The following is a 15912-nucleotide window of genomic DNA, read 5'->3' as shown; positions in this document are numbered from 1 at the left end:
GAGAGTCATGCTCTCGGCTTTTTACTATTTTTTAAAGATTTTTAATAATAATGAACATGAACAATAAAAAAGCTTTTTTTTTACCTATTGTAGGACTATTATGCTCGCTGCTTATGCAAGCACAGGAGAGTACAAAAAAAATAAAAAACGGAAAGGCTCCCATTTTTTCGAATGTTACATACAAAGGAGATGATCAGATTTATAAGAACAATCCATTAAAAGTAGATGAATTTTATTCTCCAGTTCTGCAAGGATGTTATCCTGATCCAGCTATTACAAGAAAAGGAGAAGATTATTACATGGTATGCTCTTCATTTGCAATGTTTCCTGGTGTACCGATTTTTCATTCCAAAGATTTGGTAAACTGGACAGATTTAGGAGGAGTTTTAAATAATGTTTCAGAATTTAGTCCGCATGATACTGGTATCAGCGCTGGTGTATACGCGCCAGGAATTACCTATAATCCACATAACGATACTTTCTATATGATTGTAACAGCTTTTACAGGCGGTTTAGGAAATATAATTGTAAAAACTAAAGATCCTAAAAAAGGTTGGGGAAGTCCGATTAAATTGGCTTTTGACGGAATTGATCCTTCTATTTTCTTTGATGATAACGGAAAAGGTTATGTCGTGCATAATGATGCTCCAGATAAAGGAAAAGAATTATATAACGGACATCGCGTAATTAAAGTTTGGGAATATGATTTAGAGAAAGATCAGGTAATTCCAGGAACTGATAAAATTATTGTTGACGGAGGAGTTGACCTTTCTAAAAAGCCAATTTGGATAGAAGCGCCTCATTTGTATAAAAAAGACAATCATTATTATTTAATGTGCGCTGAAGGCGGAACAGGAGGAAATCATAGTGAAGTTGTTTTTATTAGCGATAGTCCAAAAGGACCATTTAAACCGTCATCAAATAATCCGATTCTTACTCAAAGATATTTCCCTCAAAACAGGCCAAATAAAGTTGATTGGGCAGGGCATGCAGATTTAGTGCTTGGCCGAGACAATAAATATTATGGCGTATTTCTAGGAATTCGTCCAAACGAAAAAGACAGGGTAAATGCAGGCCGCGAAACATTTATGTTGCCAGTTGACTGGTCGGGAACTTTTCCTGTTTTTGAGAATGGTTTAGTTCCAATAGGACCAAAATTGAAAATGCCTAATGGCGTAGAAAATAAAACAGGTAAGGATGGTTTTTTCCCGAATGGCAATTTTACATTCACAGAGAATTTTACTTCGGAAAAATTAGATTATAGATGGATCGGATTAAGAGGACCTCGCGAAAATTTTATTTCTGTTGTTAAAAAAGGTCTGCAGATTAATCCATTTCCTGTAAATATCAAAGAATTAAAACCGACTTCAACATTGTTCTACAGACAACAGCACAATTCATTTTCTTTTTCGACTACATTAGATTACAAACCTCAATCTGAAAAAGATTTGGCAGGAATTGTATGCCTTCAGAATGAACGATTTAATTATGTTTTTGGAGTGACTAAAAAAGGAAAAGATAATTATATATTGTTGGAAAGAACAGAAAATGGCCAGTCAGAAATTATATCAAGTGCAAAAATAGAAATCAAAGGAACTTTACGTTTACAAGTAAAAGCCGAAGGAGACAATTATCAATTTAGTTATGCCATAAATGGTGTTGATTTCGAAAATCTTGGAAATCCAGTTTCAGGAGATATTCTTTCGACAAATGTAGCTGGAGGATTCACAGGAGCTTTGATAGGACTGTATGCTACCACTGCAAATAATTCAAATCTGAAATAGAAACAGCAATTGCCAAAAAAGAAGTACTTTGTTAATGTGCTTTTAGATAGAATAGAATGTTTTAAATTTTTAAAAGTGAATATGAAAAGATATTTAAAATATGCATTGTTTTTACTCTTTGTTTTAATAACAGGATGTAAGCCCAATCAGACATTAGTAAAGTCTTCAGAAAAGCCAGTTGCAGCAAATTGGGTAGGATCATGGGCTTGTGCACAAATGCTTGTAGAACCGCATAATATGCCTCCAGCTCTAGGCTTGGCACAAAATACAATTCGTCAAATTATAAAAGTTTCGATTGGAGGAGAACATATTCGATTGCGTTTCTCCAATTTGTTTAGCGATCAAGTTACAGTTTTAAAAAAAGTCAGCGTAGCCAATGCACTTGAAGCACCCGCAATTGATAAGACCACACAAAAAAATCTCAGTTTTAATGGAAATCAAGAAATAACATTAAATCCTGGTGAGGAAGCATTTTCAGATGAGGTGAATTTTCAATTAAAATCAGGGCAGTTACTAGCTATTACTATTTACTATGGTGCCGCTTCAGAAAAAACATCTGGGCATCCAGGCTCAAGAACGACCTCTTATATTTTGCAAGGCGATCACCTCAATGATGAGGTTTTTTCGGGCGCAATAAAAACAGACCATTGGTATTCTATTATGGGACTCGATGTAGTGGCATCAAAAAAAACATCAAATGTAATCTGTCTCGGAAACTCAATTACAGACGGACGCGGTTCTGGAACAAACAAACAAAACCGCTGGACCGATATTTTAGCAGCTCGACTTGCAGCAGATAAAACGACCCAAAATATTGGAGTCTTAAATTTAGGAATTGGAGGGAATTGTGTTGTAAAAGGCGGACTTGGACCAACGGCGTTAGAGCGTTTTGATCGAGACGTGCTCTCGCAAGCAGGCGCAAAATGGCTTGTAATTTTAGAAGGAATAAATGATATAGGAGGAATTAAACGAGCAGAAGACGCTCCTGCAAAAGCGCAGGAAATTATAGAGGCTTATAAAATTATGATAGATAAAGCGCATTCCAAAGGCATAAAAGTATATGGTTGTACGATTCTGCCTTTTCAAAAGTCATTTTATGATGCACCTTTTAAACAAGAAGCAAGAGATATTGTAAATGCTTGGATTCGAAATAACAAATTTGATGCAGTTATAGATTTTGATAAAGAAATGGCTTCAGAAACAGATTCAAAGACAATCTTATCAAATATGCACGACGGCGATTTTTTGCATCCTAATGAATTAGGATACAAGAGAATGGGTGAAATAATAGATTTAAATTTATTTAAATAAGAAGATTAACAAAATATCATGAAATCAATAATTAGATTTTTCGCATTTACAGTCCTATTTTTTGCAGGATATAATGGATATTCTCAGAATCCAAATTTCCATGTCTATTTAAGCTTCGGACAGTCCAATATGGAAGGTTCTGCTCCAATAGAAGCTGAAGACAAAATAAATGTCGATCCTCGTTTTCAGGTTTTAGAAGCAGTAAACTGCCCAGATTTAAACCGTGAAATGGGAAAATGGTATACGGCAATACCGCCGTTATGCCGATGTAAAACGGGATTGACACTAACGGATAATTTTGGAAGAACTATGGTAGCCAATCTTCCTAAAAATATTAAAGTAGGAGTGGTAAATGTTGCAGTGGGAGGATGTAAAATAGAACTTTTTGATAAAGATAATTTTGAAAATTATGTAAAAACAGCGCCAGATTGGATGCTCGGTATGATTAAAGAATATAACGGCAGTCCGTATGCAAGACTTGTCGAAATGGCAAAAATTGCACAAAAAGATGGAGTTATTAAAGGAATTTTACTGCATCAGGGAGAATCTAATACTGGTGACACACTATGGGCCAAAAAGGTCAAAATAGTATACGACAATCTGATGAAAGATCTGAATTTGGATCCTAAAAAAGTGCCTCTGCTTTCTGGAGAAACTGTTCACGAAGATCAAAAGGGGAAATGCGCCAGCATGAATAAAATTATTGCAACTCTGCCTCAAACCATTCCAACATCTTATGTGATTTCTTCAAAAGGCTGTGCTGTTGCTTCAGATTTCCTGCATTTTAATGCGGCAGGTTACAGAGAATTAGGAAGACGTTATGCGGAAAAAATGCTTTTGTTGTTGGGATATAGCATTTGAAAACTGTAATATTTCCCGTTTGATATTTTTTAGAAACATTGAAATAGAAACTAGTATGAAAATAGAAAAAATTAGGTATGCGTTTCTAGCAATTGCCTTTACTATCTTAACCACTCAGTCTCAAAAAGGCAAAGTTCAGAATCCTATTATTTTTGCCGATGTGCCTGATTTATCGATAATCAGGGTTAAGGATACTTACTACATGAGCAGTACGACTATGCACATGAATCCTGGAGTTCCGATTATGAAATCTAGCGACTTAGTCAATTGGCATCTTGTTAATTATGCATACCAAACTTTAGAAGATAATGATGACCGACTAAATTTAGATCATGAAAAAAATGATTACGGCAGAGGTTCGTGGGCGAGCAGTTTACGCTATCACAATAATATGTATTATGTAAGCACTTTTTCGGGAACAACCGGTAAAACTTATATTTTTTCTACAAAAGATATTGAAAAAGGGTCTTGGAAGAGAACGGTTTTAAATAATTCTTATCACGATCATTCTCTTTTTTTTGATGATAACGGTAAAGTCTACTTGGTTTGGGGTGGCGGAAAACTTCAAATTGTAGAATTAAAAGAAGATCTGTCAGAAGTTAAAGAAGAGACGAAAAAAGTTTTAATTGAAAATGCGAATGCTCCTGCGAAGAGCGATATTATGCTGCCTGCAGAAGGATCACAGCTTTTTAAAATTAACGGGAAATATTATTTATTTAATATCTGCTGGCCCAAAAATGGTATGCGTACAGTAATTATACATCGAGCAGATAGTATCTCAGGTCCGTGGGAAGGGAAGATGGGACTGCAGGATATGGGAGTTGCACAAGGCGGACTTATTGATACTCCAGACGGTAGATGGTTTTCTTATTTATTTAGAGATGCAGGAGGCGTAGGACGTATTCCGTATCTTGTTCCTGTAAAATGGGAAAACGGCTGGCCAATATTGGGAGAAAATGGTAAAGTGCCTCAAAAATTAAATCTTCCAGCGAATAAAAGCCTAATTCCCGGAATTGTAAACTCAGACGAATTTACCCGTAAAAATGGAGAAAATGATCTGCCATTAGTTTGGCAATGGAATCATAATCCAGATAATGCTCATTGGTCAGTTAAAGAAAGAAAGGGTTATTTAAGATTAAAAACATCGAGAATAGACAGCAGTTTTACGCAGGTAAAAAACATTTTGACCCAGAGAACTTTTGGCCCCGTATGCTCTGGAACCACAATGCTGGAGCTTTCTAATATGAAAGAAGGAGATTTTGCAGGACTTTGCCTGCTGCAAAAAGATTTTGGTCTGGTTGGAGTAAAAGTTGATCATGGGACGAAAAAAATTATAATGATAGATGCAGAAAAAGGAAATCCGAAGGAAATAGAAAGTGTTTTATTAAATCAGAACAAAATATATTTCAAAGCCGAATGCAACTTTAAAGACCAAGCAGATCAAGGGAGATTTTATTACAGTTTAGACGGAAAAAAATGGATTGCGATAGGAAAAAAGATCAAGATGCCGTACACTATTCCATATTTTATGGGTTACCGATTTGGACTGTTTAATTATGCTACAAAAACAGAAGGAGGTTTTGCTGATTTTGATTATTTCCGTCTGCAGGATAAAATTTCGGAAATGAATTAATCATTACAAAGGTTTTAAATACATTTTAAAAATAGAAACAATGAGAATAAGGTATTTGTTTGTTATAAGTTTGTTTTTGGCAGTTAGTGTCAATGCACAGCTGATGCCGTATAAAAATCCGTCATTAAGTTCTTCTGATCGCGCAAAAGACTTAATTTCAAGATTAACGCTCGAAGAAAAAGCAGCGTTAATGTGCGATCAATCAGACGCCGTTCCGAGACTCGGCATTAAAAAATTTAATTGGTGGAGCGAAGCCTTACACGGTTATGCAAACAATGATAATGTGACTGTTTTTCCAGAACCTATAGGAATGGCGGCCTCATTTGATGACCAACTGCTTTATCGTGTTTTTGATGCGGTTTCTGATGAGGCAAGAGCTAAATACAACCAATGGATTAAAGATGGAAATGAGAACAAACGTTTTTTAAGCTTATCGGTATGGACACCAAATGTCAATATTTTTAGAGATCCAAGATGGGGGCGTGGACAAGAAACTTATGGAGAAGATCCTTACCTCACATCCAGAATGGGAATTTCGGTTGTAAAAGGATTACAAGGACCTGCAGATGCCAAATATCGCAAACTTTTAGCCTGCGCCAAACATTTTGCCGTACATTCTGGCCCAGAATGGAGCAGACACGAATTGAATTTGAATAATGTAAATCCGCGTGAATTGTATGAAACCTATCTGCCCGCCTTCAAAGCATTGGTACAGGAAGCTGATGTCCGCGAAGTAATGTGCGCCTATCAGCGTCTGGACGATGAGCCTTGCTGCAGCAATACCCGATTACTGCAACGTATTCTTAGAGACGAATGGGGTTTTAAATATATGGTAGTTTCAGACTGTGGAGCCGTAACCGATTTTTATACTACACACAAAGTTTCGTCAGATGCTGTGCATGCTGCTTCTAAAGCAGTATTGGCTGGAACAGATGTAGAATGTGTATGGGAAAATTACCCTTTTAAAAATCTTCCAGAAGCCGTTGAAAAAGATTTAATTAAAGAAGTAGATATCGACAAAAGCTTACAGCGTGTATTAGAAGGTCGTTTTGAATTAGGAGAAATGGATGATGATGCGATTGTGCCATGGACTCAAATTCCAACCTCAGTGCTTAATAGTAAAGAACATCAGCAGCTGGCTTTAGAAATGGCTCAGAAATCAATGACATTACTGCAAAACAAGAACAATATTCTTCCTTTAGACAAAACATCAAAAAAAATCGCAGTTATTGGACCCAATGCGGCCAATGAACCGATGCTGTGGGGAAATTATAATGGAACACCAGTTAAAACAATTACAATTAAGGAAGGAATTAAATCCAAAACGGGAGCAGATAAAATCTTTTATGATAAAGCTTGTGATTTGGTAGAAGATAAAGTTAACCAAAGCTATTTTGACCAGATTTCTTTTGAAGGCAAAAAAGGAATGAAGGCCACATATTGGAATAATCCAAACAGAGAAGGAAATAGTCTTATTTCAACGCAGATTACCAATCCTATAAAAATGACAACAGCTGGACAGCATGAGTTTGCTTCTGGAGTTAAATTGGAAGGCTTTTCTGCAAAATACGAAACTGAATTTACCGCAAAAACAACGGATACGCTTGTTTTTAAAACTGGCGTGACAGGATTTTTTGAATTATTGGTTAACGGAAAATCTATCGCAAAATATACAAACTGGAGAACAGTTCCAGGAAATATTCCATTTCCCGTAGAAGCTGGAAAAACTTATTCAATTGAAATTGATTTTGCACAGTCAAACAACTGGCAGGCGAATCTTGAATTTGATTTTGGGAAAGAATTTGACATCAACTTCTCCTCTTTAATCCAAAAATTAAAAGGTATTGATACTGTTGTGTTTGTTGGGGGACTTTCAACTTTGCTTGAAGGAGAAGAAATGCCAGTTTCTTTTCCTGGTTTTAAAGGAGGTGACAGAACCAATATAGAATTGCCAGCCGTGCAGAGGAAATGCTTGAAAGAATTAAAAGAGGCAGGAAAAAAAGTAGTTTTTGTAAACTGTTCGGGTTCTGCGATTGCTTTAACACCAGAAACGTCGAGCTGTGATGCTATTTTGCAAGCATGGTATCCTGGAGAATCTGGAGGACAGGCTGTTGCTGATGTGCTTTTTGGAGATTATAATCCTGCCGGAAAATTGCCTGTTTCATTCTACAAAAATTCTGAAATATTGGGCGATTTTGAAAACTATTCTATGAAAGGACGTACTTACAGATATACGACAGATGTATTATTTCCTTTTGGTTTTGGATTAAGCTATTCTAAGTTTATTGTTGGCTTAGGAAAATTGAGTAAAAGCAAAATAAGATCAGATGAAAATATTCAATTGAATATTCCTGTGCAAAATATCAGTAAGCACGACGGAACCGAGATTATTCAGGTATATGTTAAAAAAGTAAATGATACTGATGGTCCTTTAAAAACATTAAAAGCTTTTAAGCGAGTTACTGTAAAAGCCGGAAGTAAAGAAAACGTCCTTATAGACTTGCCAGCTTCTTCATTTGAATTTTATGATGCAGCTACAACTGGGCTGAAAGTAGCTTCTGGCGAATATGAAGTCTATTATGGCAATAGTTCGGCAGCAAAAGATCTTAAAATACTTAAAGTAGTTATACAATAAAAAACGCGTAAAAATATTGATATGAAAACTAATGTAAATCTTGTTTTGGTTCTATTAACTATCGTTTGCGTTTATGCTTTTTAAACCTAAATTTATAGCTCTGTTTTTTCTGATATTTTTATTTGGTGTATATGGTTTTGGTCAAAATCTATTGTACAGACAAGTTATAAAGCCGATCCAGCTCCAATGACGGGAGGAAATGACAGATGGTCTTTGGTTACAGCAGATATCAAAAAAGTTTCAGGTGTACATGATCTTTTTTTGTATACAAGTGAAACTCCCCTGAAAAAAATATGTACTTTCAATATTGGATGTTTTCGAAATAATCATTTAAAAACATTATTTTTCCAAAAAAAAAGAGTTCAAGCGATTAACAAAAGGTAAATCTTAAAAGTTATGAATTTTAAAAGCTTAATATTTTTATGTTTAATTAGTTTCTTTAAGCTAAACGCCCAATCTATAATAAAAAGCCCAGACGGAAAGCTTGCAGTATCAGTTTACGTAAATAACGGAACGGCTCAGTATAGTGTAATTTACAATGAAAAAACATTCATCGAGAAATCTCCTCTTGGTTTAAAAACGAATGTTGGAGATTTCAGTTCGGGATTAACTTTAGAAACAAATATTACACAAAATAAAATAGACGAATCTTATCAGCAGCGCAACATAAAAAAGAGCAAGGTTCAGTATACTGCTAATGAAGCTGTTTTTTCGTTTACAAAAAACGGCAAGTCTGCTTTTGATGTTATATTTAGAGTGAGCAATAATAATCTGGGATTTAAATATAAATTATATCCGCAGATGGAAACTCTTTCATGTGTGGTTCAGGAAGAAGTTTCGGGTTTTTTACTGCCTAAAGGAGCCACTACATTTTTGTGTCCGCAAAGTAATCCAATGACAGGATATGCTAGAACAGCCCCTAGTTATGAAACCTCATACACTCTCGATGATGCTGTTGGAAAAAACGGTTTGGGAAATGGCTATACATTTCCATGTTTGTTTAAAGTAAATAACAACGGATGGGTTTTAATTTCTGAAACAGGCGTAGACAGTGGTTATTGTGCAAGCAGATTAATAGGCTATGAGGACGGATTATACACAATTGGATTTCCGATGCTGGGAGAAAATAACGGGAACGGGACAACTTCTCCAGGAATTTCGCTTGCAGGAGAAACTCCATGGCGAACCATTACAATTGGAGAAACATTGGCGCCTATTGTAGAGACTACTATTCCATTCGATTTGGTTAAGCCAAAATACCAAGCTTCTAAAGACTATCAATATACAAAAGGAACTTGGAGCTGGATTATGAAAATGGATAATAATACCACTTTCCCTATACAAAAACAATATATCGATTTTAGCGCTTCGATGGGATATGAAACCATTTTAATAGATGCACTTTGGGATACGCAGATAGGTCGTGATAAAATTGCAGAGCTAGCAGCATATGGCGCACAAAAAGGAGTAGGGCTTTATTTATGGTACAATTCAAATGGATATTGGAATGATGCTCCGCAGGGACCGAGGGGGTTAATGGACAATGCAGGTATTCGACGTAAAGAAATGGCATGGATGAAAAACATCGGTGTAAAAGGAATTAAAGTTGATTTTTTTGGTGGTGACAAGCAGGTTACTATGAAATTATACGAAGATATACTAACAGATGCCAATGACTTTGGAATAATGGTTATTTTTCATGGCTGTACACTGCCCCGAGGTTGGGAGCGAATGTATCCAAATTTTGCCTCAAGTGAAGCCGTTCTAGCAAGCGAAAACTTGCATTTTGGACAGCAAAGTTGCGACAATGAAGCAATAAGTGCTGCCACGCATACATTTATTAGAAACACTGTAGGAAGCATGGATTTTGGAGGAAGTGCTTTAAATAAATTCTATAACAGCGATAACACACCAAATAAAGGTTCAAAAAGAATGACTTCTGATGTATTTGCATTAGCGACTTCCGTACTTTTTCAAAGTGGAATACAGCATTTTGCCTTAGCGCCAAACAATTTATACGATGCTCCCGATTGGGCCATAAAATTTATGAAAGAAGTGCCTACATTGTGGGATGAGGTTCGTTTTTTAGAAGGCTACCCGGGCAAATATGTAATATTGGCAAGGAGAAATGGCACAAAGTGGTATATCGCTGGAATTAATGCTGAAAATAAAGTATTGAAAACAAAATTAAAATTAGAAATGCTAGCGTCTGGTATGGAAGTAAAATGTTACACGGACGATGAACATTTAAATGGGAATGTAAGTACCTTTAAAATGGACAGAAACCAAGAAGTCGAAATAAAAATACCACGCAATGGAGGAATATTGATAACAAATTAAAAGATTTTTATAGTCATCATTAGACACTTTTAAATTTGATTAATCCACAAAAAGCCAACTTATTTTGAAGTTGGCTTTTTTGTTTGAAATGCGTCTTGTAATTAACTAGATAACTGCAAATTTCTATCTAGTAGTAAACAATCTGTAGCACGGACACAAATCGTTATCTTTCTTTTACTTAAAATCCAGTACTGTCAGTTAGGTTAAATTTTAAGGGTAACATTAGATACTTATAATTATTTTTTTTAGCAACCGATTGCTCTTTTGTTTCTTTTTAACGTTTTCAAAAATGTTTTTGTATTTTAAAAATCAAAAAAATCACACATTTATCTATATTTAACAAGTTTATACTTATTTTTTAATTCCATTTTTAAGAATTTTATTCACTTTTTTAATATTACATTTTTTGTCAAAAAAATAGTAATTGACTGTATAATTGATATTTTATATTTTAAAATTATTTTGATATTGAATAATAATTATTTTTTTAATCTAAATGCTGTCTTTAATGTTTTTATAATACTTGTTTTTTACGTTTTTATTAAATAAAAATTTATGCAACCGATTGTTTTTTGTGTTCTTTTTTTATATTTGTTACAAATAGCATGAAACAGATTTGCATTAAAGTAACCTTCTAAAATTGAAGATTTCCAATTATTAATGAAATAAAAAATATCAATTATGAATATTAACCTTTAGAAAACAAAAACCACATTAACTATTTAAACCAAACAAAAAAACCATTATGAAGTTAAAACTTAAAATTGCACTAATTGGACTGCTACTAGTTAGTAGCCATAGTATAATGGCACAATCAAAGACCATTCATGGCGTGATCACTGATCCTTCGGGATTTCCGCTGCCAGGTGCCAGTATTAATGTAGAAGGTACGCAGAATAGCGCGTCTACAGATTTTGACGGTAAATATTCTTTAAAAGGAGTTAATCCTACCGATAAAATAACATATTCTTATGTTGGCTTAATCTCACAGACTATTACTGTTGGAGAAAGAAGCTCAATTAATGTAACTCTTGTTCAAAATACGCAAAATCTAAATGAAGTTGTGGTTGCCTATGGTACACAAAAGAGAGCTAAGGTTACAGGAGCAATTGCAACAGTAAGTTCAAAAGATATTGCCGCAGTGCCTATTACTAATGCTGAATCTGCTTTACAAGGACGTGCTGCAGGGGTTACAGTTGTAAATGGCGCGCCGGGTTCAAATCCTACAGTTACTATTCGTGGATTGGCTACAATGGGAAATAGTGCTCCTTTGTATGTAATTGACGGAGTTTTAACTGGAAATCTTTCAGGTTTAAGCCCTAATGACATTGAGAGTATCTCTGTTTTAAAAGATGCTTCCACAACAGCCTTGTACGGATCTAAAGCTTTTAATGGTGTTGTTATGGTTACCACTAAAAAAGGGAAAAAAGGTCCGGGCCAGTTAACTTTTAGCACTTACGTTGGCGGACAGGAAGTGACAAAACGATATAATGTTTTAAATACGCAGCAATACCTTCAATACGCTAAAGATTTAGGAAGTGATTTAACTGCTAGAGCAGCTGAGTTTGGAAATATCAATACTAACTGGCAGGATCAGATTTTTCAAACAGGAGTTATGCAGGATTATAATTTGAGTTTTTCAAATGGTACTGAGACTTCAACAGGACGCTATTCTGCAGAATATATGAAACAGGATGGAGCTATTATAAATACTGGTTTCGAACGCTATTCTTTTAGAGCAAATAATACACAAGATATTGGAAAACTAAAAATAGGAAGCAACATTGGGGTTTCTTTCAGTACCATTAATCCAGAACGTAGCTCGGGAGGAAGAACATTACTAGAGCATGCAATTAAAATGGCTCCCTATTTGCCAATCTATAATGATAATAGTTTGGGAGGATATCAAGGGCCTAGTGCAATTGACGGAAATGATGCTGAAAACCCTGTACGCGTGGCTAATTTAGGGTATCAGAAAATTAATAATCTATCTATTATCGGAAATATTTATGCAGAATTAGAAATTTACAAAGGATTAAAATTCAGATCACAGGTTTCTTTAGATTATTATACTAGTAAAGACCATACTTTTATTCCAAGCTATCAAGATGGTTCTTATCATAAGCAAGCATTTTCTTCAACAAATGAGACAAATTCTCAAGGGCAAACCATCGTTTTTGATAATAGTTTAACTTATAAAACGACTATAGCTCAAAAGCACAACCTTGAGATATTGGGAGTTATCACTAAAATTGACGGAAAAGGGCAAAGTTTAGCAGCGGGAAGCCGTTATTATATTTCAAACGAAATTGATCAGTTAAGATATAATGAGGGAAGCTTAGGATCTGCTAATTATGAAGAAAAGAACTTAGGGTATATAGCGCGTATCAACTATGACTATGATGGTAAGTATCTTTTGGCGGTTTCAGGGCGTCGAGATGCTTCTTCTCGTTTTGGAGCAAATAACCGTTGGGGGAATTTCTATTCTGTAGCATTAGGTTGGAATATTGCGAAAGAAAGTTTTATGCAAAATTCTATTTTCAGTACCTTAAAACTTAGGGCTAGTACAGGAACAACAGGAAACGATAGAATAGATAACTACCAATATAGTGCTACTTTATTGGCAAATTACAATTATCCAATTGGAGGAGAAAATGCGCCAGGTGTTTCGTTGGGCGTTGCAGCTAATCCTGATTTAAAATGGGAGTCAAAACTAGATAGAAATATAGGTGTTGATTTCGGTTTATTTGATGATAAGCTAACAGGTTCGTTTGAATATTTCAACAATAAAAGTAGCGACATTCTTTTTGCAGTTCCTCTTGCAGCTTCTGTTGGATCTGCAGGCGGTGGAACTCAGATTCAAAATATTGCAGATGTAAAAGTAAGCGGTTTTGAAGTTTCTATTGGTTACAATGACAGAAAAGGAGACTTTACATGGTCTGCAATAGCAAATCTTGGAACAAGTAAAAATGAAGTGGTTGGTTTAGCCCCAGGAGTAACCAGCGTTCTAGGTGGACCTTCAGCAAGAGCAGGTCTTGAAAATTTCTCTAGATTAGAAGTAGGGCAGCCGTTATTCTATTTTTATGGATATCAGACCGATGGGATTTACCAAAATCAGGCAGAAGTAGATGCTGTTTTTGGACCAGGTCAGACTACTATAAAGCCAGGTGACATTAAAATTGTGGATCGCGATGGCAATAAAGTGATCAATTCAGATGATAAAACAAACATAGGAAATCCATACCCCGATTTTACTTATGGTTTGAATCTAACGGCAGCGTATAAAAACTTTGATTTCAATTGTTTTATCACAGGAGTTGCCGGTAACGATATTTATAATGCTAACACTTTTGATCTAAAAGGAATGAACCGTTTGTTTAATGCAAGCACAGACGTTTTAGATAGAGCAATTGTTGAAAATGGTGTGGTGACAAATCCTTCAGCTACATTGCCGAGAGCTCAAGGAGCTGATATCAACTGGTCTTCTGCAAATCAACGCTATATTGAAGATGGTTCATTCACAAGATTAAAAAACATCGCTGTTGGATATACATTATCAGGAGACACTTTTAAGAGTTATTTCTCAAAAGCAAGGTTCTACTTAAGTGCACAGAACCTTATAACAATTACAAATTACTCCGGTTTAGATCCTGAAATTGCACGCGCAGATGGTAATGCAAATTCAGCAGGAATTGATTTAGGGAGATATCCACAGCCAAAATCGGTAATTTTTGGAATCGATGTTACATTTTAATATTTAGAGACGATGAAAAACATTAAATATATACTTATAGTACTGTCTGGAGTTTTAACTCTAACTTCATGTGATAGTAGCGAATTAGAATTGACTAATCCCAATACTTTATCGCCCGAAACTTTCTTTAAAACCGAAACGCAGGTGCAGTCTGCTGTAAACGCTTCGTATGCAAATCTTCAGACAAGAGGCCTTTATGGAAGAAATCTTTTCTTTGCCATGGATCTTATGGGACATGATGCTTTAGGAAATCCACAATTAGAAGGTAACAAGAAACCTTTTCAGGATTTTTCTTTTAATGCAGGAAATGATATTATTCAATACTACTGGGAATCTTGTTATACAGGAATTTCGAGAGCCAATTTTGTGTTGGATAACGAACCTAAAATCAATGCTCTTCCGAATTCTGTTTTATCTCAAGAAAAAAAGAACAAATATTTAGGAGAAGCTCATTTTTTAAGAGCATACTATTATTTTCTATTAGTAAGACGTTTTGGTGATTTGCCAATCTATAAAACAGGTACTATTATAGGAAATGCAAGAAGCCCTAAAACAGAGGTATATGCCTTAATTGAAGAAGATCTTGTTTTTGCTTCGCAAAATCTTTTGCCAAAAGCATCAGAATCAGCAGGAAGAGCTAATAAAGAAGCGGCTTATGCGCAATTAGGTAAAGTATTATTGTACCAAAAGAAATACAGTGAAGCTTTGGCTGCTTTAAATAATGTGACAAGCTACAGCCTTGAAGATAAAGGAAATTTTTATAACAACTTCATGCAAGAAACGGAACATGGTAAAGAATCGATTTTTGAAATCGAGTTTGACGAAAAAAATGGAACTGGTGATCAATGGGGTGCTGTTGGTGATAGTGGCGGAACTGGTTTTGATGAGTCAACACTTAGAGGTCAGGAATATGGAAATCTTAGCTGGTATAATGTTTATCCATCAGATGATCTTCTCGATTCTTACGAGCCAGGTGATAACCGTTTCGGAGATACTTTTTATGTGCCTGGTTCTCCTTATTTAAAAGGAACCAAGGTAATGCTCGCAAGTAATTTTACTACTTCTGCAGGGGTAAGGAGAGCAGGCTGGAAAAAATATCAAAACTATTATAATAGAGAAGATGAAGCAACACGATCTAGCATTAACTTCAAAGTGATGCGTTATGCCGATGTATTGCTTATGAAAGCCGAATGTGAAAATCAAAGAGATGGTGGTTCGCAAACAGCAGCGATTGCATACATTAAAGAAGTTCGAGATAGAGCAAACTTGACAACTAATATTACGCCAACAAAAGAGACAGTTTTTGCAGCTATTGTTCACGAACGCCAAGTAGAACTTGCTGGAGAACAATCTCGTTTTGACGATCTTATAAGATGGGGTATAGCAAGCACTGTATTGCAAGGCACAGGTTTTACTACTGGTAAAAGTGAATTATGGCCTATACCAAACAGAGAAACATCTTCGAATCCTAAAATAAAACCAAGCGATAATAATCCTGGTTATTAAGATAATTAAATTAAATTTTGGTTAGTTTAAGTTAAGTCAAGTTAAGTTAAGTTAGTTTTTTGTAAACAGCGCATTTTACTGCGCTGTT

General features: G+C 35.3%; 8 protein-coding genes. All 8 read left to right on the top strand.

Annotation, left to right across the window (positions count from 1 at the left end; all coding sequences use genetic code 11):
* Positions 1 to 56: 56 nt before the first annotated feature.
* The 8 genes from OD917_RS07405 (at position 57) to OD917_RS07370 (ending at position 15824) form a co-directional block, all read left to right on the top strand.
* Positions 57 to 1784 carry a glycoside hydrolase family 43 protein gene (locus tag OD917_RS07405; RefSeq protein WP_263522919.1) on the top strand — a complete coding sequence of 576 codons (1728 nt, stop codon included), beginning with the start codon at positions 57 to 59 and terminating at the stop codon, positions 1782 to 1784.
* 81 nt (positions 1785 to 1865) lie between these two features.
* Positions 1866 to 3095 (top strand): SGNH/GDSL hydrolase family protein, encoded by a 1230-nt coding sequence (locus tag OD917_RS07400; RefSeq protein ID WP_263522918.1) that lies wholly within the window; start codon positions 1866 to 1868, stop codon positions 3093 to 3095.
* 18 nt (positions 3096 to 3113) lie between these two features.
* Positions 3114 to 3956 (top strand): sialate O-acetylesterase, encoded by an 843-nt coding sequence (locus OD917_RS07395; RefSeq protein WP_263522917.1) that lies wholly within the window; start codon positions 3114 to 3116, stop codon positions 3954 to 3956.
* Between the two features lie 55 nt (positions 3957 to 4011).
* On the top strand, positions 4012 to 5589 hold the full coding sequence (locus tag OD917_RS07390) for a glycoside hydrolase 43 family protein (RefSeq protein ID WP_263522916.1): 1578 nt from the start codon (positions 4012 to 4014) through the stop codon (positions 5587 to 5589).
* 40 nt (positions 5590 to 5629) lie between these two features.
* On the top strand, positions 5630 to 8224 hold the full coding sequence (xyl3A, locus tag OD917_RS07385) for a xylan 1,4-beta-xylosidase (protein ID WP_263522915.1): 2595 nt from the start codon (positions 5630 to 5632) through the stop codon (positions 8222 to 8224).
* A gap of 396 nt (positions 8225 to 8620) precedes the next feature.
* Complete coding sequence (locus OD917_RS07380) at positions 8621 to 10564, top strand: glycoside hydrolase family 97 protein (protein ID WP_263522914.1); 1944 nt, start codon at positions 8621 to 8623, stop codon at positions 10562 to 10564.
* A 745-nt stretch (positions 10565 to 11309) separates the two neighbouring features.
* Positions 11310 to 14318, top strand: a complete 3009-nt coding sequence (locus tag OD917_RS07375) for a SusC/RagA family TonB-linked outer membrane protein (protein WP_263522913.1) — start codon at positions 11310 to 11312, stop codon at positions 14316 to 14318.
* Positions 14319 to 14330: 12 nt separating this feature from the next.
* The gene (locus OD917_RS07370) at positions 14331 to 15824 is read left to right on the top strand and encodes a RagB/SusD family nutrient uptake outer membrane protein (protein ID WP_263522912.1); all 1494 of its coding nucleotides are present in this window, start codon (positions 14331 to 14333) and stop codon (positions 15822 to 15824) included.
* Positions 15825 to 15912 lie beyond the last annotated feature (88 nt).

Origin of the sequence: Flavobacterium sp. SH_e (assembly GCF_025717045.1) — a bacterium.
Classification (GTDB): Bacteria; Bacteroidota; Bacteroidia; order Flavobacteriales; family Flavobacteriaceae; genus Flavobacterium.
The sequence above is the reverse complement of the archived record's forward strand: the minus strand, read 5'-3'. Positions and strand labels throughout refer to the sequence as shown.

Bases quoted from the DNA above. Each gene is read 5' to 3' on its own strand.
- OD917_RS07405 (WP_263522919.1), top strand. From the start codon at position 57: ATGAACAATAAAAAAGCTTTTTTTTTACCTATTGTAGGACTATTATGC.
- OD917_RS07400 (WP_263522918.1), top strand. From the start codon at position 1,866: ATGAAAAGATATTTAAAATATGCATTGTTTTTACTCTTTGTTTTAATA.
- OD917_RS07395 (WP_263522917.1), top strand. From the start codon at position 3,114: ATGAAATCAATAATTAGATTTTTCGCATTTACAGTCCTATTTTTTGCA.
- OD917_RS07390 (WP_263522916.1), top strand. From the start codon at position 4,012: ATGAAAATAGAAAAAATTAGGTATGCGTTTCTAGCAATTGCCTTTACT.
- xyl3A (WP_263522915.1), top strand. From the start codon at position 5,630: ATGAGAATAAGGTATTTGTTTGTTATAAGTTTGTTTTTGGCAGTTAGT.
- OD917_RS07380 (WP_263522914.1), top strand. From the start codon at position 8,621: ATGAATTTTAAAAGCTTAATATTTTTATGTTTAATTAGTTTCTTTAAG.
- OD917_RS07375 (WP_263522913.1), top strand. From the start codon at position 11,310: ATGAAGTTAAAACTTAAAATTGCACTAATTGGACTGCTACTAGTTAGT.
- OD917_RS07370 (WP_263522912.1), top strand. From the start codon at position 14,331: ATGAAAAACATTAAATATATACTTATAGTACTGTCTGGAGTTTTAACT.